The sequence below is a fragment of the Sphingopyxis chilensis genome, from assembly GCF_035930445.1.
Lineage (GTDB): Bacteria > Pseudomonadota > Alphaproteobacteria > Sphingomonadales > Sphingomonadaceae > Sphingopyxis > Sphingopyxis chilensis.
Map to the genome: position 1 here is coordinate 1,497,180 of NZ_CP142394.1, position 18,953 is coordinate 1,516,132.

21 protein-coding genes and 1 pseudogene are annotated in these 18,953 nt (G+C 65.3%); 16 read left to right on the top strand and 6 right to left on the bottom strand.

All coding sequences use genetic code 11. The features are described from left to right. Window positions 1–8 precede the first annotated feature (8 nt). The 7 genes and pseudogenes from VSX79_RS06695 to VSX79_RS06725 all read left to right on the top strand — a co-directional run bounded on the left by VSX79_RS06695 (window position 9) and on the right by VSX79_RS06725 (window position 5,383). Window positions 9–1,226, top strand: coding sequence for a zinc-dependent alcohol dehydrogenase (locus VSX79_RS06695; RefSeq protein WP_326914919.1), 1,218 nt, complete (start codon window positions 9–11; stop codon window positions 1,224–1,226). Then, window positions 1,219–1,995, top strand: coding sequence for an SDR family NAD(P)-dependent oxidoreductase (locus VSX79_RS06700; protein ID WP_326914920.1), 777 nt, complete (start codon window positions 1,219–1,221; stop codon window positions 1,993–1,995). The genes VSX79_RS06695 and VSX79_RS06700 overlap by 8 nt, the downstream gene beginning before the upstream one ends. 37 nt (window positions 1,996–2,032) lie before the next feature. Continuing rightward, window positions 2,033–2,551 (top strand): hypothetical protein, encoded by a 519-nt coding sequence (locus VSX79_RS06705; protein WP_326914921.1) that lies wholly within the window; start codon window positions 2,033–2,035, stop codon window positions 2,549–2,551. Next, on the top strand, window positions 2,551–3,030 hold the full coding sequence (locus tag VSX79_RS06710) for a DUF421 domain-containing protein (RefSeq protein ID WP_326914922.1): 480 nt from the start codon (window positions 2,551–2,553) through the stop codon (window positions 3,028–3,030). The genes VSX79_RS06705 and VSX79_RS06710 overlap by 1 nt, the downstream gene beginning before the upstream one ends. 327 nt (window positions 3,031–3,357) lie before the next feature. Further along, window positions 3,358–3,597 carry a DUF6894 family protein gene (locus tag VSX79_RS06715; RefSeq protein WP_326914923.1) on the top strand — a complete coding sequence of 80 codons (240 nt, stop codon included), beginning with the start codon at window positions 3,358–3,360 and terminating at the stop codon, window positions 3,595–3,597. A 121-nt stretch (window positions 3,598–3,718) separates the two neighbouring features. Next, window positions 3,719–4,438 (top strand): guanitoxin biosynthesis heme-dependent pre-guanitoxin N-hydroxylase GntA, encoded by a 720-nt coding sequence (gene gntA / locus VSX79_RS06720; protein WP_326914924.1) that lies wholly within the window; start codon window positions 3,719–3,721, stop codon window positions 4,436–4,438. A gap of 288 nt (window positions 4,439–4,726) precedes the next feature. After that, window positions 4,727–5,383 (top strand): annotated as a pseudogene (locus VSX79_RS06725) (DUF6766 family protein). A gap of 190 nt (window positions 5,384–5,573) precedes the next feature. Here VSX79_RS06725 and VSX79_RS06730 read toward each other — a convergent pair. Next, entirely contained in the window at window positions 5,574–6,287 is a 714-nt protein-coding gene (locus VSX79_RS06730; RefSeq protein ID WP_326914925.1) for a Crp/Fnr family transcriptional regulator, read from the bottom strand. 100 nt (window positions 6,288–6,387) lie between these two features. Here VSX79_RS06730 and VSX79_RS06735 point away from each other — a divergent pair, with 100 nt between their 5' ends. Continuing rightward, on the top strand, window positions 6,388–6,813 hold the full coding sequence (locus VSX79_RS06735; RefSeq protein ID WP_326914926.1) for a BLUF domain-containing protein: 426 nt from the start codon (window positions 6,388–6,390) through the stop codon (window positions 6,811–6,813). A 282-nt stretch (window positions 6,814–7,095) separates the two neighbouring features. On the opposite strand, the gene VSX79_RS06740 is transcribed toward VSX79_RS06735, so the two are convergent. Both VSX79_RS06740 and VSX79_RS06745 read right to left on the bottom strand, forming a co-directional pair. Then, the gene (locus VSX79_RS06740) at window positions 7,096–7,881 is read right to left on the bottom strand and encodes a ZIP family metal transporter (RefSeq protein WP_326914927.1); all 786 of its coding nucleotides are present in this window, start codon (window positions 7,879–7,881) and stop codon (window positions 7,096–7,098) included. Then, window positions 7,878–8,858: a manganese catalase family protein gene (locus VSX79_RS06745; protein WP_326914928.1), complete on the bottom strand. Its 981-nt coding sequence runs from the start codon at window positions 8,856–8,858 to the stop codon at window positions 7,878–7,880. The genes VSX79_RS06740 and VSX79_RS06745 overlap by 4 nt, the downstream gene beginning before the upstream one ends. Before the next feature lie 147 nt (window positions 8,859–9,005). Here VSX79_RS06745 and VSX79_RS06750 point away from each other — a divergent pair, with 147 nt between their 5' ends. Then, window positions 9,006–9,380: a YhjD/YihY/BrkB family envelope integrity protein gene (locus VSX79_RS06750; RefSeq protein ID WP_326914929.1), complete on the top strand. Its 375-nt coding sequence runs from the start codon at window positions 9,006–9,008 to the stop codon at window positions 9,378–9,380. Here VSX79_RS06750 and VSX79_RS06755 read toward each other — a convergent pair. Together VSX79_RS06755 and VSX79_RS06760 are read right to left on the bottom strand one after the other, a co-directional pair. Continuing rightward, window positions 9,312–9,797, bottom strand: a complete 486-nt coding sequence (locus tag VSX79_RS06755) for a GFA family protein (RefSeq protein WP_326914930.1) — start codon at window positions 9,795–9,797, stop codon at window positions 9,312–9,314. The genes VSX79_RS06750 and VSX79_RS06755 overlap by 69 nt on opposite strands. 263 nt (window positions 9,798–10,060) lie before the next feature. Further along, window positions 10,061–10,324 (bottom strand): hypothetical protein, encoded by a 264-nt coding sequence (locus tag VSX79_RS06760; protein ID WP_326914931.1) that lies wholly within the window; start codon window positions 10,322–10,324, stop codon window positions 10,061–10,063. A 656-nt stretch (window positions 10,325–10,980) separates the two neighbouring features. Here VSX79_RS06760 and VSX79_RS06765 point away from each other — a divergent pair. The 7 genes from VSX79_RS06765 to VSX79_RS06795 all read left to right on the top strand — a co-directional run bounded on the left by VSX79_RS06765 (window position 10,981) and on the right by VSX79_RS06795 (window position 18,390). Then, window positions 10,981–11,169, top strand: coding sequence for a hypothetical protein (locus tag VSX79_RS06765; protein ID WP_326914932.1), 189 nt, complete (start codon window positions 10,981–10,983; stop codon window positions 11,167–11,169). 180 nt (window positions 11,170–11,349) lie between these two features. Then, window positions 11,350–11,973 carry a DUF4142 domain-containing protein gene (locus VSX79_RS06770; protein ID WP_326914933.1) on the top strand — a complete coding sequence of 208 codons (624 nt, stop codon included), beginning with the start codon at window positions 11,350–11,352 and terminating at the stop codon, window positions 11,971–11,973. Window positions 11,974–12,168: 195 nt separating this feature from the next. Then, on the top strand, window positions 12,169–13,284 hold the full coding sequence (locus tag VSX79_RS06775) for a glycosyltransferase (protein WP_326914934.1): 1,116 nt from the start codon (window positions 12,169–12,171) through the stop codon (window positions 13,282–13,284). Between the two features lie 118 nt (window positions 13,285–13,402). After that, window positions 13,403–13,903 (top strand): hemerythrin domain-containing protein, encoded by a 501-nt coding sequence (locus VSX79_RS06780; protein WP_326914935.1) that lies wholly within the window; start codon window positions 13,403–13,405, stop codon window positions 13,901–13,903. A 181-nt stretch (window positions 13,904–14,084) separates the two neighbouring features. Further along, a complete protein-coding gene (locus VSX79_RS06785; RefSeq protein ID WP_326914936.1) occupies window positions 14,085–14,594 on the top strand; it encodes a CinA family protein in 510 nt (169 codons plus the stop codon). A gap of 266 nt (window positions 14,595–14,860) precedes the next feature. After that, entirely contained in the window at window positions 14,861–16,387 is a 1,527-nt protein-coding gene (locus VSX79_RS06790) for an ATPase domain-containing protein (RefSeq protein WP_326914937.1), read from the top strand. Continuing rightward, complete coding sequence (locus tag VSX79_RS06795; protein ID WP_326914938.1) at window positions 16,384–18,390, top strand: response regulator; 2,007 nt, start codon at window positions 16,384–16,386, stop codon at window positions 18,388–18,390. The genes VSX79_RS06790 and VSX79_RS06795 overlap by 4 nt, the downstream gene beginning before the upstream one ends. A gap of 105 nt (window positions 18,391–18,495) precedes the next feature. Here the strand turns inward: VSX79_RS06795 and VSX79_RS06800 are convergent, their stop codons facing one another. Further along, on the bottom strand, window positions 18,496–18,861 hold the full coding sequence (locus tag VSX79_RS06800; protein WP_326914939.1) for a response regulator: 366 nt from the start codon (window positions 18,859–18,861) through the stop codon (window positions 18,496–18,498). Window positions 18,862–18,953: the final 92 nt, after the last annotated feature.

Here is an 18,953-nt window from a genome sequence, read left to right on the forward strand (position 1 = left end):
GTCATCCCATGCGTGCAGTGACATGGCAAGGCCGTCACAAGATCAGCGTCGAGACCGTTCCCGATCCGCAAATCGTCAATCCCCGCGACGCGATCCTCAAGGTAACATCGACCGCCATCTGCGGTTCGGATCTGCATCTCTACGATGGCTATATTCCCGGCATGCGCGCGGGCGATATCGTCGGTCACGAGTTCATGGGGGAGATCGTCGAGGTGGGCGCATCGTCGACGCTCAGGAAGGGGCAGCGCGTCGTCGTTCCGTTCACGATCAGCTGCGGCCAGTGCTTCTTCTGCGAGAAACAACAATTTAGCGCCTGCGACAACGCCAATCCGTCCGAGACGCGCGACGCCTCCGAAACGCTGATGGGCCATGCGATGGGTTCCGCCTTCGGCTATGCGCATCTGACCGGGGGCTATGCGGGCGGCCAGGCCGACTATGTCCGGATCCCCTATTCGGACGTCGGACCGGTCGTCATTCCCGACGAGCTTGCCGACGATGACGTGCTTTTCCTCTCCGACATCCTGCCGACGGGATGGCAGGCGGCGATCAACGCCGATATCGAGCCGGGCGACACCGTCGCGGTGTGGGGCTGCGGTCCGGTCGGACTGTTCACCATCCAGTCGGCGCTGCTGCTCGGCGCGGGCCGCGTCATCGCGATCGACCATTTCCCCGCGCGGCTTGCGCTCGCGAAACAGCTCGGGGCGGAGGTGCTCGACTATCGCGAGATGAACGTCCGCGAAGCGCTCGACGAGATGACCGGCGGAATCGGGCCCGATGCGTGCATCGACTGCGTCGGGATGGAAAGCCACGGCTTCACCCCCGACAATATTCTCGACCAGGTGAAGGCGCAATTCTATTCGGTAACCGAGCGCCCGCACGCCCTGCGCCAGGCGATCCTCGCGTGCCGCAAGGGAGGGCGCCTCTCGATCCCGGGCGTGTATGGCGGGTTCGCCGATAAATTCCCGCTCGGCCAGCTGATGGAAAAGGGCCTGACCGTGAAGAGCGGCCAGACGCATGTGCAACGCTATACCGGCGAGCTTCTCGACATGATCCGCGAGGGCAAGTTCGATACGACCTCGCTGATCTCGCATTACGCGCCGCTCGAGGATGCCGCCGAGATGTACAGGCACTGGCACGGCGAACAGGACAGCTACACCAAGATCATCCTGAAGCCGGGCCTCGCGAAGGGCGCGGTGAAGGCCGTGAAGGAGATGGAACATGCCTGAACGCAAACTCGCGATCATCACCGGGGCATCGAGCGGGATCGGCCGGGAAATCGCCAGGCTCGCGGCGGACGAGGGTTATGATCTGCTCGTCGCGGCGGACGAGCCGCTGGTCGATGCCGCCGCGGGCCTGCTGGCGAAAGGTGTCGAGGTCGAGACGGTCGAGGTCGACCTTGCCAGCACGTCGGGCGTCGATCGACTCCTCGCGGCGGCGGGCGGGCGCGCGATCGACATACTCGTCGCGAACGCCGGACACGGGCTCGGTCGGAGCTTTCTCGAGCAGGATCCTGCCGAATGGCGGCATGTGATCGATACGAATATCACCGGGACTTTGTTGCTGCTGCAGCCGGTGCTGAAGCAAATGGTCGCGCGCGGCGAGGGCAGGGTGCTCATCACCGGGTCGATCGCGGGGCATCTCGCAGGGTCATTCCAGGCGGTTTACAACGGCACCAAGGCGTTCGTCGACAGCTTCGCCGCCGCGATCGGCAACGAACTCAAGGACAGCGGCGTGACGATCACCTGCCTCAAGCCCGGTCCGACCGAGACGCGTTTTTTCGAACGCGCCGACATGCTCGATACCAAGGTCGGTCAGGCCGAGAAAGACGATCCGGCCGAGGTCGCCGCGACTGGCTGGGAGGCCATGAAGAAGGGCGATCATTCCGTCGTGCACGGGCTGAAGAACAAGGCCCAGGTCCTTGCGTCGGGCGTTTTGAGCGAGGCTGCGACAGCGGAGATGCACCGCAAGCAGGCCGAACCCGGAACGGATCGCTGACCGATGGCGGCCATGGCCGGATGGAGGAGGCTCGCACGTGACGACTATTCTCGACGGTCTTGAAAACCCGGGACCCCGCGCGAATTTCTGGGACCGTCATGCGAGCCCGGTCGCCTTGCTGATTCTTGGCAGCCTGCTGCTTTTTGCGGCGTTCGGGGGAGCTGGCGGGCAGCCAAGCCCGCGCACGACAGCGCAGTTCGGTCTTGCCGAAATGCACGTGAAGATGCCTGCCGTAATCCGCAATGGTGAATTCTTCGAAGCTGTCGTCGACATCGAGGCCGGGGCGCCGCTGACCGATGCCACGCTTGCGGTCGAAGCCAATCTCTGGCGCGACATGACAATCAACACGATGATACCCGCCGCGACCGAAGAGAAATTCGTCGATGGCGACTTCCGACTTTCCTACGGGCCGCTGGAGGCCGGCGAAATCCTCCGAATCAAGATCGACGGTCAGATCAATCCTCCACTGTTTGCAGGGAACAGTGGAGCGATCGCACTGTATGATGGGGAGCGGCTGATCGGGACAAGGCGCTTCGATGTCAGGGTGCTGCCCTGATGGATATCATTCTCCGCGCGACGGCGATGTTCGTCCTGCTCTATCTGCTCATCCGATTGCTCGGAAAGCGCGAACTCGCGCAGATGACGCCCTTCGAGCTGGTTCTGATGGTCGTGATGGGCGATCTCATCCAGCAGGGCGTCACCCACAATGACTTCAGCCTCACGGGCGGGCTGCTGGCGATCGGCACTTTTGCCTTCTGGGCGCTCGTCCTGAGCTGGACGACCTATCTCTTTCCCAAGGCTCAGAATATCCTGGAGGGCAGCCCGCGGGTAATTGTGCGCGATGGCGTGATCATCGAGGAAAATTTGCGGCGCGATCGGTTGACGCGTGATGAAATCCTATCGGAGATGCGGCTTGCGGGTATCGGACGGCTGGGCGATGTCGAATGGGCGATTCTCGAGCCGCAGGGCAAGATCAGTTTCATCGCGCGCGGCCGCGAACCGTCGCCGCAGCAGGATGCGGTCGACCCGACCTGAACGCCTCCACATCGTTTCGGGACTGAGGTCTCTCAACTAGCGGCATCTTCCAGCGGGCCTGCGCGCAGCGTCGTGGTGCGCGCTTGAGCACCGCCGCGGCAGACTTCGGCCGCTCCCTTGGCACCGCTCGGTCTTCTTGCGGCTGTTCCACTTTTCGAGCGTGCCGGTTCGACTCGCCGAGAGCTTCCGGGCGGGGGCATTGGAAATCGGCTGCGATCGATATCGCGAACGGCTTCGCGGCGACGGAAGCGGCGCGGACTTGTTTAACTGGATCAAGATGCAGGGGCTCGTTGCCCAGCATTCACCTCCGGTCGCTATCCTGTCGCAATGTCCCGCTTCTATTTTCATTGTTACGGCCTTGGCGACGTGCTCGAAGATATTGAGGGGGCGGTTCTCGCCGATGAAGCCGCCGCGCGCGCACGCGCGATCGTGTCGCTCAGGGACATGATGGCAGGCGACGTGATCAAAGGGTTGCTCGATACCCGCCTTGCGATCGAGATCATCGACGAGCGCGGTCGCCCGGTCGCAAGGATTGGCTGCGACGAGGCGCTCCGCATTATGTCCTAGATGTCACCCACGGCGATGACGACGCGGAGGGCTCGAGCGGGCAATGCGACAGGGCTCGAAATTCGGCATAACATGGATCAAGCGGCCGCAACTCCCTCGCCACGCCCTTCGTTTCGCTTCCATGCTGACCCCACCCGACGACAGTGATCATCCTCTCGCCAGGCGCTTCGCCGCCTTCATTCGCGACGGAGACTTTCCATGTGTCGGTGCCAAATCGGCGCTGGCCCGCAGCCAGATCCGTTTCGTCGTCGGGCGCGACCTGCGCTCGGCTTGGGACGATCTTCGCATCTATCCCAATCTCCTCGATCTCGCCTGGAGCTATTCGCGCGAACCGAGCCTGTTCCACTCGCTGGCCGTGCTGTTCGAACAGGACAGCGGGCTCGACGAAGCCAAGTTCGAGACCTGCCTGTGGGAGCGGCTTTCATCGCTGTCGGCGAAGGACGACTGGCACGGCCAACCCTTCGATCCGCGCGTCAGCGCCGATCCCGGCGACCCCCATTTCTCGCTGAGTTTCGGCGGCGAGGCATTTTTCGTCGTGGGGCTTCATCCGCGCGCGAGCCGGCCGGCGCGCCGTTTCGAACGGCCGGCGCTCGTGTTCAATCTCCATGACCAGTTCGAACAGCTTCGCGCGAACGGCGTTTACGACCGGATGCGCGAGACTATCATCGCGCGCGACGTGGCCCTTGCCGGCGACCCCAATCCGATGCTCGCGGTTCACGGCACCGTCTCCGAAGCGCGCCAATATTCGGGTCGCGCGGTCGACGATCGCTGGGTTTGCCCCTTTTCCGGGCGGAAGGGCGGGAGGCCGCGTGGCGGCGGCTTGCGCGGCCGCGGCGCGTGAGTGCCGCGAGGCACCAGCGCGCGACGAAGATCGCGCATCTCGGGAGCCCCGGCGCATCGAAAGACATATCGGCGCCGGAGCGGGCGATCGGGTGCATGCCTGCGGCTGCCGATCGGGGCATAAGGATCGGCGGTTCGGTCGAGCCGGAAATCCGGACGGCGCGCGGCGGCGGAGGGTGCGATAGTCGTGCCCGCTCGATCTGGACCGTCTGCGGCGAGGGCGTCCATGCGGCGGTCAGCAGAGTGTGCAATCAGCATTTGCCCGCCGCTCAAAACCGGGAGAACGTCCATGCGCCTGTTTAGGGACAATGGCCTCACGATCATCCTCCTTCTTCTCTTTGCCGCCAGCATCGTCGGCCAGTGGCTGACGGGCTGGTATGTATCGATCGAGGATGCCTCGCGTCACGGCGAGCCGACGCTCTCGCTCGCCACTTACAGCCGGAGCCCGGAGTTCCTCTCGTCCGTCTTCGAGAATTGGGAGAGCGAATTTCTCCAGATGTCGGCTTATGTCGTGCTGACGGCGATGCTGATCCAGCGCGGCTCCTCGGAATCGCGAGATCCCGATGGACCGCCCCGCGACGCCGACCTCGCGGCGTAGGCGGCCAAGCCGGGCTCGCCTGCGATCCTCGGCAAGGGACGGCTCGCGCGCGCCCTCTACGCGCGCTCACTCGGTATCATATTGTTCCTCCTGTTCATCCTCTCCTTCGTTCTGCACTGGACCCAAAGCGCCGCCGCTGCGGCGAAGGAGGCGGGCGAGCATGGCGAGCCTTCCCGGTCGACGATGGCTTATTTCGGCGATCCGCAGCTCTGGTTCGAATCGTTCCAGAACTGGCAGAGCGAGTTTCTGTCGACCGCGGTCCTCGTGCTCCTCTCGATTGTCTTGCGTCAACGCGAGTCGCCCGAGTCGAAGCCCGTCGCGGCGCCCCATGCGCAAACCGGGGGTTAGGCGCAGGAGGATATGCGCCGCTATCTCGCCCATCTGGCCTTCGTAACTGCGACCACGCGAGAATATCGGTCTGAGCGGCCTCATTCACGGCATAGTCGATGCCGCCCAAGTGAAGAAAAACGCTCGCCATCGGCGTGCGCCTGTCGTGCGGCGGACGATATGTCGGGCCCTCAGGCGTGACCCGCCAGCGTCACGTACGAACCGTCATCGGCTCGCTTTGGAGATAGCCGGGATCGAACTCGGCCATCGCCACGAGCCTCTCCCAGTCCTTGATGGTGATCGTGCGTTTCTCGAGCGCCACGAGCCCCGACTGCTTCAAGCTGTGAAGCACACGGTTGACGTGCACCGCGGTCAGCCCGGTCGCATCGGCCAATTGTGCCTGGGTCATCGGCAAATCGAACCGGTCCTGGCCGGCAAGGCCGGCCGCTCGCAGTCGCACCGCGAACTCGCAAAGGAGATGGGCGATCCGGCCCTGTGCGTCACGCCGGCCGACGCCGGCCAGCCATTCGCTGAAGATCGCGGCTTCGACCGCCGTCTGCCGCCACAAGGCGTTCTGGATCGAGGGCCGGACAGAAAGGAGGCTTTTCAACGTCGGAGCGGCAATGACGGCCACGGACCCGGGGGTCATCATTCGGGTCTCGCGATCGTTGGCAGGCTGGAAGATATTGCCCAGGCCCAGAAAGTCTCCCGGAACATGGAGCGAAACGATCTGGCGCGACCCGTCGCGCAAAAGCTTGCCGCAATAAGCAAAGCCGGAGATCAATATGCTGCAGTGCCGCAAGTCATCTTCCGCCCGGTCGACGGGGGCGCCTGCTTCAAGCGCCCGCGAAGCGAAGGGCAGTTCGATCAGTGCATCGCGATCTTCAGCCGAGATCTTTCCACTCGCCGCGAGCGAGTGCCACAATTTCTCGATGGAACGGTCCGACACCTTCGCCTCCTTTCAGCCGTGAAACCAACGGCCGAAAGCAAACGTTCCGGAACATGTGGCTGAAATGGATCGGCGGTTGCGAACGATACTCTACATCAGCGATAGCCGGCTGACTTCGGCCGGCGAGGAGCTCGCGCTGCAATCGCTCGTCTCGGCTGCGCGGGAAAGAAATGCGTTGGCGGGCATCACCGGAGCGCTCATGTTCACGCAGACGAACTTCATCCAGTTTGTCGAGGGTCCGGAACGCGCGGTCGGGACCCTGCTCGAAGCGCTCGGGCGCGACGAACGGCACGAGAATATGCAAATACTGCTCGACGGTCGCGCCTCCGACCGACGCTTTGCCCGCTGGACGCTCGCTTATTGCGGTCCGCCGCAATTCGTTCAGGCCGACATCCTCGCGGCGGCCGCCGGCGGCGACAAGAACGACGATGCGAAGTGGCGCCTCGTTGACATGATATTCGCTTTCGCGGCGGCGGGACATGGATCGAGTGCCGGTCCCTGATCCGTCCCGGGGCCTGTCGGCCGGGGCCATTTCACTATCTGGATCAATATCCGCCGGAGATGCGGGACCGCGGGGGAACGAAGCCCCGCGCAGTGCGTCACTTCGGGGCCGGGTTCGACACGTCGACCCAGCGGTCGCGGTGCCGTCGAGGCAGGCGAGACCTCACCCCTGCGGCCCGCCGGGGGACTAGATCCTCGCAGCGGAGTGAGAAGGGCCTCGCTCCTTTGGGCGGCGATCATCTTCGCTGCCGGCGATGCCCGCCCCGGGGGAATTCGGGGCCCCTTATCCGAGCGTCGTGTCGAGGAACAGCATGGCGACAAGGCCCACCATCAGACCGGTCGTCGCCTTGCGGCCATCAACCCGGCTGTGCGTATCGGGAATGATCTCCGACGCGACGACCCATATCATGGCTCCTGCGGCGAAACCAAGGCCCCAGGGCAATAGCGGGAGCGCAAGGGATACGAGCGCGGCCCCGAACAGCCCCGCCACCGGCTCGACGGCGCCGGATGCGAGCGCCGCCCCGATCGAGGCTTTTCGCGAATAGCCGAGGCTCGCGAGCGAACCGGCGACCGCCAGCCCTTCGGGCATATTCTGCAGTCCTATGCCCAGCGCTGTTGCGGTCCCCGCGGCGACGTCGCCGCCACCGAAGCTCACGCCGACCGCGAGTCCTTCGGGGAAATTATGGAGCGTGATAGCGGCAACGAACAACCACACTCGCCGGAAGCGCACATCGGCAATCGCGTCCGGGCCAAGACCGAGACGATCGAGCGGAGGGACGATCGCATTGAGCTGCGCCAGGCAGGCGCCGCCGATCAGTATCGCCACCACCACGGTCGCCGACGCCATCGCCCGGCTCGCACCCTGCGCCTCCGCCTGTTCGATGCCCGGTATGATCAGCGAGAAGAAGGAGGCGGCGAGCATGACGCCGGCTGCAAATCCCAGCATCAGATTCTGCTGCGCCTCGGTCGGGCGGCCGATCGACAGGATGGGGAGGGCGCCGGCGACCGTCGCCAGCCCCGCGAGGAGGCTGGCGACAAACGCCGTCAGGACGATTGAGTCGGCGATCATTCGCCGCCGTTGTCGGCGGCGGTCGCTTCGGTCCGGCCCTGGCTCATGGCCTTCGCCTCCTTCATGTCGGCGGCGCCGCCCATATCCTCGTCGGTCGTCTTGCCCGCACCGGGCCCCGCGCCGAGATCGGCGCCGGTCGTCGGGTTCGCGTCGGGCCGCGACTGGAGCCGGGTCATCATCGCTTCATAGGCCGCCATCTGCGTGTCACTGATCTCTACCGTCGGCTGACCGTCGCCGCCGTCGAGCGGCAGGTTGCCGGCGACATCGTCCAGTCGTTCCCACTGTTCCCCTTCGTTCCAGGGGCCGGTCATATCGCCTTCGCCCTGCGACGTGTTCACATACATGTTCGCGTAAGGCGCGAGACCGGGAAGCTTGCCCGAGGGGAAATTGTCGGTGATCGAATAGAGCGCTTTCTCGAAGCTTTTCTGATGCGCCACCTCGCGGGTCATCAGGAAGCCGAGCGCATCCTTGATTCCGGGATCGTCGGTGATGTTGATCAGCCGCTCGTAGATGATTTTCGCGCGGCTTTCGGCCGCGATGTTCGACCGAAGATCGCACGTCGGATCGCCGCGGCTGTCGATATAGGCGGCGCTCCACGGAACTCCCGAACTGTTGGTCAGCGACGGCCCGCCGCCGTAGAGCAGCGACTGGGTATGGCTGTTTCCGCCGGCGTTGAGCGACATGTATAGATCGGCTTCTTCGAGCGCGGCTTCGGACAGTTCGGATTTGACGCCCTTGTTGAGCATCGCGACGATCGAACCGATCACTTCGAGGTGGCTGAGTTCTTCGGTGGCGATGTCGAGCAGCATGTCCTTGCGGCCCGGATCGTCCTCGGCGAGACCTTGGGTGAAATAGCGCATCGCGGCGGCAAGCTCGCCATCGGGGCCTCCGAACTGCTCGAGAAGAAGCGAGGCGAGCGCCGGATTGGGCTCGGCTACGCGAACGGTATATTGCAAGCGCTTGTTGTGCATGAACATGACGGCAATCTCCTTCGTAGATTGGGAGAGCGCCGGGTAGCGGCGGCATGTTCCGGCCTTTGCCGCAGGTTAAGAACCGCACCGCCGCGCAAATCCCCCGGCGGATGCCGTGAAAGGGGGCGGGCGCATTGGTCGAGCCCCGGGTCGGTGCTGGCGACTTTGCTCTGGCTCGCGGCCACGACTGGTTTCAGCGGCTACGCGTCGGGTTTCGGTGATCATGATACGACCCATGGCTCGCTTGGCGCGGTCGTCGTCCTGCTTATGTGGCTTCATCTTTCGGCCTACGCCGTCCTGCTCGGGGCGCTGGTCAACGCCGAGACCGAACGTCGGGCCGCGCGCGATACCATCACCGGGTTCGCGCGGCCGATGTGCGAGCGCGGTGCGGCGATGGCCGACAGCAGTGCGGCCCCGGAAAGATCGCGTCCCGATTGCCGCGGGCGCCAGACGGGAGGGCTAATCGGCTTCGGTCTGCCCTCGCTCGAGCCCGCGGGTGCCGGGGCGGAGCGCGGGGTACCGCGGTAGAAATGCCATCATCGGCATCCAGCTCGGCGCCTTCGCGGCATAGATGTGAAAAGCCGGTGCGACCGCTTCGGGGTCGTCGAGCGTTCCGGCCGCGATGTCGATCTCGTCGGGCTGATGGCGAACATGGATCGTCAGCGGGGAGCCGCATTCGCGGCAAAAGCTCCGCGAGCCGAAGTCGGTCGAAGCGAAGCTGCCGACATGGCGGTCGCCTGCGATGATGCGATAGCGATCGAGATGGACGGTGGTGAACACCATGCCCCCGCTGCCCGACACGCGCTGACAGACGCGGCAATGACACCAGCCCGTGTCATAGGGCATCTCGTCGAGGCGGTATCGTACCAGGCCGCATGCACAGCCGCCTTCCAGCGGAACAGACTTCGCCGTTGCTGCCGGCGCCTCTTGTCCTGGATCGCTCACGCATCGGCCTTTCGCTTTTTCGATATCCTCTCACGTCACGGCGTCAGAAGAGTCGGAGGAATTTCTTCCGCCGCTTCTTTCGATCCTTGGCCGTCTCCGTCCGCTCTTTTGAATTCGCTGCGTCCTCTATCGTTCCGCGTTTCGGCCGTTCGGGGCACGGGATCGCGTGAGCGGGTCTTGCAGAAGCGGGGATTCGAGCCGTCCCTTTCGCAACGGCGATGGTGGCGATTGACCCGCCGACGATCGACGCCCGCAAGGTTTCGCTATCGGGTTCGTGTCGCGGCGGGCGAAGGCCGGTCGATCCCGTATCTGTCCGACGGAGCAGGATGCGTCCTCAGGCGCGGCGCCGCGTCGTTGCCGGCCGACAGTCGTTCGAGAACCGCGGTCCAGAACGCGGTTTCGTCATGCGCTCCGCGCGCGCGCGACCAGCTGATTTGCCGGCGCAGCCTTTCCTCGGCGCTTCCCGCATAAAGGGCCCGCGCATCGCGCGCGCAGCTCATGATCAATATCTCTGAATAGGACGCCATCTCGATCGCCTTCAGCGGTCCGCATCGGCGACCGCGAACCGTATAATATCACAGATCGCACACCAAAGGCTGATCCATGATGTCGAGGACGATCCAGGCGGCGCTTATTTTGTTAATCTGCCTCAAGTCATGTCGACGTGCGTCCAAGCAGGGCTCGTTCGGTCATCGTGGTCCGGTCGCACTGGGGCCGATGTCATCTGCGAAGCGGCCGGCAAAGAGTCATTCAGTCACTCGGGGTAAAAGCGACCGCGCCAGTGCCGGTAGTTCCAACCCGAACAGCCGATAACCGGCGTTGTTGCGCCATGACATGATCCGATCAAACCGATAAGGCTTCGCGGCGGCCTTGGCTGCGCCTCGGATAGTTGGTGCCCCGTCCGCTCGGACATTTCTGTGGGAGTAGGCCCGCCCGCAGTCGAGGGGGTAGGAGTGCGGGCGGGCCTCGTTTTACCAAAGCGCGAACCCCCGCATTCGATCCCTCGAAGCGAAATTTTCGATGCGAGCGGAAATAGCGAGCCAAATTGTCGCTGTCACTCGCGTGCCGCTTCGCTTTCGGCGGCGGGCGGGCGGAGCGGTGAACCATTGCGCCGGCGCCACGTTGCTCCTTCGTCCCCGACCCGCGCGGCAGCCGCGCGAAGACGATGTGGAGCGCAGCGACGATGCACATATTCGCAAAGTTTCTGGCGGAAGCGCAGGCCGATCTCGATCAGCTGCGGCGCCTCGCGGACGCGCTGGTCACCAGTGAGGCGCCCCGGGACGATGTGCCCAACGCCCTTTGGGAAAAAATCGCCGAACAGGAACGGTTTATCGAGCGAATGCGGCCGTATGACTCCGCAAGCCGTGGGTGAGTCCGGGGTCTGGCGGCGAGCGTCCTCGTCCGATCGCGCACCCGGGCACCGCGCGCATTCCGCTGGTCGGCGACCGAAATTGCCGCATGTTAATCAAACGCCGCCTTGGATCTGGCCGCCGGCGCAACCCGGGCGCAGCGCTCCTCGTTCCAGGATAGCGCGCCGAAAAGGAGACACGCAATGCACCGCTATTCGCTTTCCCTGTTCATCCTCCCCTTTCTTGCGGCCTGCGGTGGGTCGGAACGCGACGCGGGCGAAGTCGCGCGCCAGTCCGAGGCCTCGACGCCCGCAGCGCCGGCGGGCGCCACGCGCGCACCGCTCTCGTCGGCGGACGCGCCCGATCCCCAGTCTTTTGTGACGCAAACCGGGGAAACGCTTCTCTACGAGATCGCCGCAGCGCGCATCGCCCGCGAGCGCACGCGGTCTAATGCGGTGCGCGATTATGCGAACAGCGTTGCCGAGACAAATGGCGAAGCCGCGGCCAAACTCAGATCGGCGGCCGCGAGCGGGCGTTGGATCGTGCCGCGCGGAGCCGACGATCGCCAGCGGGCGGCGCTGGCCGCGTTGGAGAAAGCGGCCGATTTCGACGCTGCCTATCTTGAGCAGCAACGAAGGGCGCATGAGCAGATTCTCGGCAATTTGCGCCGCTTCGCATCGAAAGGGAGCAGCGCGCCGCTGCGGGCGTTCGCGGCCGATGCCGCCGCCACCGTCAATCGCCATCGGCAGATGCTGCGCGCGATCGAGACGATCGGACCCGCAGACGGGCGGACCGAAGCCGGCGACGGGGATGGCGAAGGCCGGTGAGGCGTTGCCGGCACGCCCCCCCGGGGCGGTCCGGCGTTCGCGACAGGATGGCCGCCGGCGTTCGACCGGCGCGCGGGCGGTGGGCCTGCGCGGCATTATGGGCGCGCGGCCGGGGGATATTCCCCCATTGATCCACTTTATCGAATTCGTCCGCCCGGCCGCGGAAACATCGCGTCGCCGGGTAATTGACCCCGCATGAAAATCGCCCCTCCGAGTTCGCGTCCGAAGCTGCCGGCAACCTATGTTCTGCCGCTGGCAGCGTCGCGTTCGCACGCGACGCGGCTCGGTGGCTATCTTTCCCGGCTCAGCCGCGAGATCGACGAAGTGATCGTCGTCGATGGATCCCCGCCCGACATATTCGCCGCCCACCACCGCGCCTGGTCGGGACGGGTCCGCCACATGCGTCCCGTCCAGAAAACGACCAACGGCAAGGTCGGCGGCGTGATGACGGGCGTTGCGGCGGCTAGCCACGAACCGATTATCCTTGCCGACGACGATGTTCGCTACCGCCGCGCCGAGCTTTCGCGCGTGTTTGAGCTGCTCGCGACGCATGATGCCGTCAGACCGCAGAATTTCTTCTGGCCGCTCCCGTGGCACGCGCGCTGGGACACCGCGCGCATTCTTATCAATCGCGTCGCCGGAGGGGACTGGCCCGGCACGCTGGGGGTGCGGCGGTCGAGCCTGCTGAAGGTCGGCGGCTACTCGGGCGACGTCCTGTTCGAAAATCTCGAGATGATACGCTCGATCGAGGCCGGCGGCGGCCGTGAAGCGGTGCCGCTCGACCTGTTCGTTGCGCGGCGGCCACCCGATGCGCGGCATTTTCTCTCGCAGCGCACGCGTCAGGCCTATGACGAGTGGGCGCGGCCCGAGCGCTTCGTCGCGCAATTGAGCTTGCTTCCCGCCGCGCTTCTGCTCGCGACTGCGGGCGGGCCGGAGGCGGTGATCGCGGCGGGCGCGGCGAGCATCCCGATCGCGGAATTCGGCCGCCGAAAGGCTGGAGGCGGCCGGGTGTTTCTCCCGAGCAGCGCGCTTTGGACGCCCGCCTGGCTCGCCGAACGGTCGATCACATCGTGGCTCGCGCTTGCGGCGAGGACGGTTTTTGGCGGTGTGCGATATCGAGCGACCCGACTGAAGCGCGCGGCGACACCGCGCGGGGAACTTGTTCGGCGCGTGGCGATGCTCGATCTTGGCTGCCATGCTTTGCCGGCCCCGCCTGTCGTGCCGCGCGTGTCGTCGCTGCAATCTTGCGCTTCGGCTGCGGCGCGCGGCGCGGGCGGCGCTGCGGCGCGCGCGGAAGGCCCTGCGAAATGACAAGGCGGCTCGAGCGCCGGCCTTCGGTCTCGACCGCGTGCACGCGCGCATCCCTTGGCGGCAACTTACGCGCCGTTCCATCGTTTCTGCGGGGGGGCGGGAGCAGATGGAGACCGCAATGAAACCGACCGACATGGATGCCACTCACATTCTCGCTGCCGACCACCGGACGGTGGAGGGCCTGTTCGAGGAATTCGAGAAGGCGACCGGTTCCGATCGTAAGGCGAAGCTGGCCGCGCAGATCTGTACCGAGCTCAAGATCCACGCCCAGATCGAGGAAGAAGTGTTCTACCCGGCGCTTCGGGGCAAGATCGACGACGACCTGCTCAACGAGGCCTATGTCGAACATGACGGCGCCAAGCTGCTGATCAACGATATCGAGAAGTCGGGACCCGACGATCGCTTTTTCGATGCGAAGGTCACGGTGCTGTCCGAGGAGATCAAGCATCATGTGAAGGAAGAGGAAAAGCAGCAGGAAAATATGTTCCAGCAGGCGCGCGCCGCCGATGTCGATCTCGATGCGCTCGGCGAGCAAATGCTCGCGCGCAAGGAGCAGCTCAAGGCCCAGGCCGAGAAGGGTGGCTTGCCGCCCGCCGAGCTTGCGGTGATGCGCGTCTGAGCAGGTTGCGTTTTGCCGCGGCGCGGAGGCGGGACGCCAGCGTCGCGGCGAAGGGCCCGCTCTTCCGGCGCGCCGAAACCGGGGCAAGTCTCCCGGCCTGGGAGCCCGGCTGAGCGGCCGGAGCAGGGCGCCGGCATCTCCATATGGATTTGTTCTTCGTCGGTAGAGTCAGGATGACGAGATGAGCCTTCGCGACCCGGTCGAGATTCAGACCCGCCGCCTCGCGGCGGCGCTGGCGGGCTCCGGCCTTCGCATCGCCACCGCCGAGAGCTGCACGGGTGGGCAGCTCGCGGCGCTGTTCGCCCGCGACGTCGAACTTGGGCCCAGTCTAGAGCGCGGCTTCATCGTCTATTCGATCGACGCGAAATGCGAAATGCTCGGGGTGAGCAGGGATGACGCCGAACGCTGCGAAGCCGTCAATCCGGATGTCGCGCGTGCGATGGCGCAGGGTGCGCTCGATCGCGCCCGGGCGGATGTCGCGGCGGCAATAACGGGGTTTTGCGGTCCGCAGGAGAAGGACGAAGAGGTCGGTCTGGTATATGTCGCGACCGCCGACCGCGACGCGTTGCGGATCGAGGAACATCATTTCGGAGACGTCGGCCGCGAGACCGTTCTCGGATTGGCGGCAGGGGTCGCTGTCGCGATGCTCGCCGATGCAGCCGAGCGGCTCGGCCAAACGCGTGGCGCCTAGCCCCGGAGAAAGACAAGAGTCGGCCCTGTCTGCGCGGCGGGAAGCTGTCTCGCCTTGCCCCCCGTTTACCGGCCCGCCAATGCCGCGCGCGGCCCGCGCGGGTCCCGTCGCGGGAACCCTCTTGCGCGGTCGAACATTCTTGATGGACCGATCGGGATCGAACCTCGCCATGAAATCGGGATTTCGCGGGCGCGGTCGAGCGGGACGATTGGCGGAAATCGCCCCTCGTTAGCCTGCCGATCGGCTGGAAGGAGACAGGGTCCACGATGACGGACGGAAGACCGGGAAGCGGCGGCGACATCCGCCCGGCGAAGGCGGCGACCGGCGTCGCCGGGCTCGACGATATCACCGCCGGCGGTCTCTCGCGCGGCCGGATATTCCTGATGGAAGGCGATCCGGGAACCGGGAAGACGACGATCTCGATGCAGTTTCTTCTGAACGGTGCCGGGGCGGGAGAGCGCTGCCTCTACATCACGCTCTCGGAGACCGAAGACGAACTGCGCGAAACCGCGCGGTCGCACGGGTGGACGCTTCCGGAGAATTTCCATATCTTCGAACTCGTGCCGCCCGAGGCGCTGCTCGACAACGACCAGCAGCAGAGCCTTCTCTACTCGTCGGATCTCGAACTCGGCGAAACGACCAAGCGCATCCTCGATCAATATGAAGAGGTGAAGCCCGACCGGGTCGTTCTCGACAGTCTTTCCGAAATCCGGCTCCTCGCCCAAAGCTCGCTGCGCTACCGGCGCCAGATCCTGTCGCTCAAACATTATTTCGCGCGGCATGATGCAACGGTCCTCATGCTGGACGATCTGACGTCGGACAGCGCCGACAAGACCGTTCACAGCGTTGCGCACGGCGTCATCCGGCTGCAGGAAATGTCGCCCGAATATGGCGCCGAGCGCCGGCGCCTGCGCATGCTCAAATATCGCGGGCAGCAATATCGTGGCGGCTATCATGATTTCGTTATCGAGACCGGCGGCGTGCGGGTCTTCCCGCGCCTCGTGTCGCTCGAACACAAGACGAAATTCAGCCGCGAGCCGGTCGTGACCGACAGCGCCGAGCTCAACGCGCTGCTTGGCGGCGGATTCGAGACCGGATCGAGCGCGCTGATCCTCGGTCCGTCGGGAACCGGCAAGTCGCTTTTCGCGCTGACCTTCGTCCAGAGCGCGGTCAGGCGCGGCGGCAAGGCCGCGATGTTCGTTTTTGACGAGGAGCTCGGCCTGCTGTTCTCGCGCGCGCGCGGACTCGGCATCGATATCGAGGCGATGGTCGACAGCGGGCATCTCATCATCGAACAGGTCGACGCGGCCGAAATGTCGCCGGGCGAATTTTCGCAGCGCGTGCGCAGCTGCGTCGAGGAATATGACGCCAAGACGGTGGTGATCGACAGCCTCAACGGCTTCCAGGCGGCGATGCCCGAGGAGACCGCGCTTGTCCTGCACATGCACGAGCTTCTCCAATATCTCAATCGCCAGGGAGTGATGACCTTTCTCACCGTCGCGCAGCACGGTCTGGTGGGCGACATGCGGGCACCCGTCGATGTCACCTATCTCGCCGATACAGTGGTTCTTCTGCGTTATTTCGAAGCTGCGGGGCGCGTCCGGCGCGCCATATCGATCATGAAGAAGCGGACCGGCGCCCACGAGTATACGATCCGCGAATATCGGATCGACGCCACGGGCATCACCCTTGGCGAGCCCTTGACCGGATTCCAGGGCGTTCTTCGCGGCGTGCCCGAAGTCATCGCGTCTCCCGAGCTGATGGGACATGCGCCGGGCACTCCCGCCGAATGAACCGAACCAATTCCGAACGTGCGGTCATTCTCGCCCCGCGCGGTCGCGACGCCGAAATCGCGAAAGCCATGCTGCGCGAGGCGGGCATCGACAGCGATATCGCGGCGAGCTTGCCCGATTTTATCGAGCGGTTGCGTCGCGGCGCGGGTTTCGGCATCGTCACCGACGAGACGTTGCGGGGCGCCGATCTCCGGGGACTCGACGCCTTTCTCAAGGCGCAGGAGGAATGGTCCGACTTTCCCTTTGTCCTGCTCACCGAGCGCGGGGGCAGCATCGAGCGCAATCCCGCCGCTGGGCGCTATCTCGATCTGCTCGGCAATGTGACCTTCATCGAGCGGCCCTTCCACCCGACGACTCTGATCAGCATCGCCAGGGCCGCGCTGCGGGGGCGCCGCCGCCAGTATGAAGCCCGCGCGCGCCTGCGGGAGATCCGGGACGCCGAGCAGCAGCTGCGCATCGCGCTCGCCGCCGGGAAGCTGGGGGCATGGTCCTTCGATGCCGCATCGATGCGCCTCGATGCATCGTCCGATTGCAAAGGTCATTTCGGCCGGGCGGCAGGCGACAGCTTTACCTATGAGGAGCTCGTCGCTTGCGTGCACGAGGAAGACCGCGCGATGATGCAGGCCGAAGTGCGGCACGCGCTCGCCACGGGCGAGGATTATGATGTCGAATATCGCTGCGTCTGGCCCGACGCGAGCCTGCATTGGGTCCAGGTCCGCGGGCGGCCGGCGCTCGACGCGGCTGGCCGCGCACTCGCCATGACCGGGGTGAGCCAGGACATCACGGAGCGCAAGGTGGCCGAGGAGAAGCTGCGCGACTTCACCGTCGAGCTCGAGCGGCGGGTGGAAGAACGCACGCGCGAATATGCCGATGCCATGGCGCAACTTCACGAGGCGCAGAAGCTCGAAACGCTCGGGCGACTGACGGGGGGCGTGGCGCATGACTTCAACAATCTCCTCACGCCGATCGTCGGCAGTCTCGATCTCGTCCGCCGCAAGATCACCGACGAGCGCCTGCAAAAACTCGTCGACGGCGCGCTCCAGTCGTCCGAGCGCGCCCGCACGCTCGTGGCGCGGCTGCTGGCCTTCGCCAGGCGGCAGAATCTCGAAACGCTGCCCGTCGACGTGACCCAGCTCGTCGCGGGCACCGCCGAACTGATCCAGCGCTCGCTCGGCCCGACGATCGCGCTCGAACTCGACCTGCCGGGCACCGTGCCTCCCGCCATGGTCGATCCGCACCAGCTTGAACTCGCACTGCTCAATCTCGCGATCAACGCGCGCGACGCGATGCCGGGCGGTGGCCGCCTGTCGATCGTCGTCGCGCATGAGTCCATCGGTTCGGGCGATCCGTTTCTGAACGAAGGCTCCTATGTGCGCGTTGCCGTGACCGACAGCGGGGCAGGCATGGATGCGGCGACGCTCGCCCGCGCCGTGGAGCCCTTCTACTCGACCAAGGGCGTGGGCAAGGGCACAGGTCTTGGCCTCTCGATGGTCCACGGGCTGGCGGCGCAGTCGGGGGGGCAGCTGACGCTGTACAGCGAGCCGGGCGAAGGCACGACCGCGGAAATATGGCTTCCCGCGGCGACGAGCGCCGCGGTCACGCACAAGCCCCGCTTCGATCCGGCGATGGTCGAGGCGCCGCCGATGCGGATATTGCTTGTCGACGACGAGGATTCCGTCCGCGCGAGCACCGCCGCAATGCTCGAAGACATGGGGCATCGTGTCATTCCGGCCGACAACGGCCAGGCGGCCCTGCGCGCCATCCGGTCGCAGCCGTTCGATATCGTCGTGACCGATTATCTGATGCCCGGGATGAGCGGGCTCGAACTCGCCGCGGAAGCCCGCAAGGTTCGCGCCGATATGCCGATTTTGATGATCACCGGATTTGCCGATCTCGCTGCCGATACCGCGACCCATGTCATCCGGTTATCCAAGCCCTTCCGCGCCGCCGAGCTGGCGCGCGCCATTCGCGACGTGGCGCTGGTGAACAGCTGCCCGTCTTAGCAGCGCCGCTTCGGTCGCGGTTCTTGCGTCAGCCGGCGAAGTGAGGGAGATGCGCCCGCTATCATGCCTCCGCACAGAGTTCGCGTCCGTGTCTTCCCCGCACCATTATAGCGATGCCGGGGCCGGCCACAGGGCTGCGAGCGCCGATGCGAAGCGTTCGAGGGTGAAAGGCTTGGCGATAAGCTCCGCACCCGCCAGCGCCGGATCGTCGATGGCGGTCAGCGACCCTGTCGTCACGAGGAACGGGACGTCGGCGGCCCGCAGCGCCTCGGCGACCGGGCCGCTGGTCTCGCCGTTCGCAAGATGCACATCGACGATCGCGGCATCGAGATCGCGGCTCGCGATCTGATCGAGCGCGGCGGGGACCGATTCCGCCACGGCGGCGACCCTGTAATCGAGGGCGTCGAGATAACCCTCCAGCATCAGCGCCACGAAGGGGTCATCCTCGACGATGAGAATTGCCTTGTTCATGTCGGCCGCCTTGCCCGATCCGGCCGCCGGCGCCTGTGCGGGCGATCACCCGCGCAGGTTTTTGGCCGGGATCCGCTTCCGGGCCGCCGGCG

Coding starts and splice junctions, on each gene's coding strand:
- VSX79_RS06695 (WP_326914919.1), top strand. CDS start 9: ATGCGTGCAGTGACATGGCAAGGCCGTCACAAGATCAGCGTCGAGACC.
- VSX79_RS06700 (WP_326914920.1), top strand. CDS start 1,219: ATGCCTGAACGCAAACTCGCGATCATCACCGGGGCATCGAGCGGGATC.
- VSX79_RS06710 (WP_326914922.1), top strand. CDS start 2,551: ATGGATATCATTCTCCGCGCGACGGCGATGTTCGTCCTGCTCTATCTG.
- VSX79_RS06715 (WP_326914923.1), top strand. CDS start 3,358: ATGTCCCGCTTCTATTTTCATTGTTACGGCCTTGGCGACGTGCTCGAA.
- gntA (WP_326914924.1), top strand. CDS start 3,719: ATGCTGACCCCACCCGACGACAGTGATCATCCTCTCGCCAGGCGCTTC.
- VSX79_RS06740 (WP_326914927.1), bottom strand. CDS start 7,881: ATGATCGCCGACTCAATCGTCCTGACGGCGTTTGTCGCCAGCCTCCTC.
- VSX79_RS06745 (WP_326914928.1), bottom strand. CDS start 8,858: ATGTTCATGCACAACAAGCGCTTGCAATATACCGTTCGCGTAGCCGAG.
- VSX79_RS06760 (WP_326914931.1), bottom strand. CDS start 10,324: ATGGCGTCCTATTCAGAGATATTGATCATGAGCTGCGCGCGCGATGCG.
- VSX79_RS06765 (WP_326914932.1), top strand. CDS start 10,981: ATGCACATATTCGCAAAGTTTCTGGCGGAAGCGCAGGCCGATCTCGAT.
- VSX79_RS06770 (WP_326914933.1), top strand. CDS start 11,350: ATGCACCGCTATTCGCTTTCCCTGTTCATCCTCCCCTTTCTTGCGGCC.
- VSX79_RS06775 (WP_326914934.1), top strand. CDS start 12,169: ATGAAAATCGCCCCTCCGAGTTCGCGTCCGAAGCTGCCGGCAACCTAT.
- VSX79_RS06780 (WP_326914935.1), top strand. CDS start 13,403: ATGAAACCGACCGACATGGATGCCACTCACATTCTCGCTGCCGACCAC.
- VSX79_RS06785 (WP_326914936.1), top strand. CDS start 14,085: ATGAGCCTTCGCGACCCGGTCGAGATTCAGACCCGCCGCCTCGCGGCG.
- VSX79_RS06790 (WP_326914937.1), top strand. CDS start 14,861: ATGACGGACGGAAGACCGGGAAGCGGCGGCGACATCCGCCCGGCGAAG.
- VSX79_RS06795 (WP_326914938.1), top strand. CDS start 16,384: ATGAACCGAACCAATTCCGAACGTGCGGTCATTCTCGCCCCGCGCGGT.
- VSX79_RS06800 (WP_326914939.1), bottom strand. CDS start 18,861: ATGAACAAGGCAATTCTCATCGTCGAGGATGACCCCTTCGTGGCGCTG.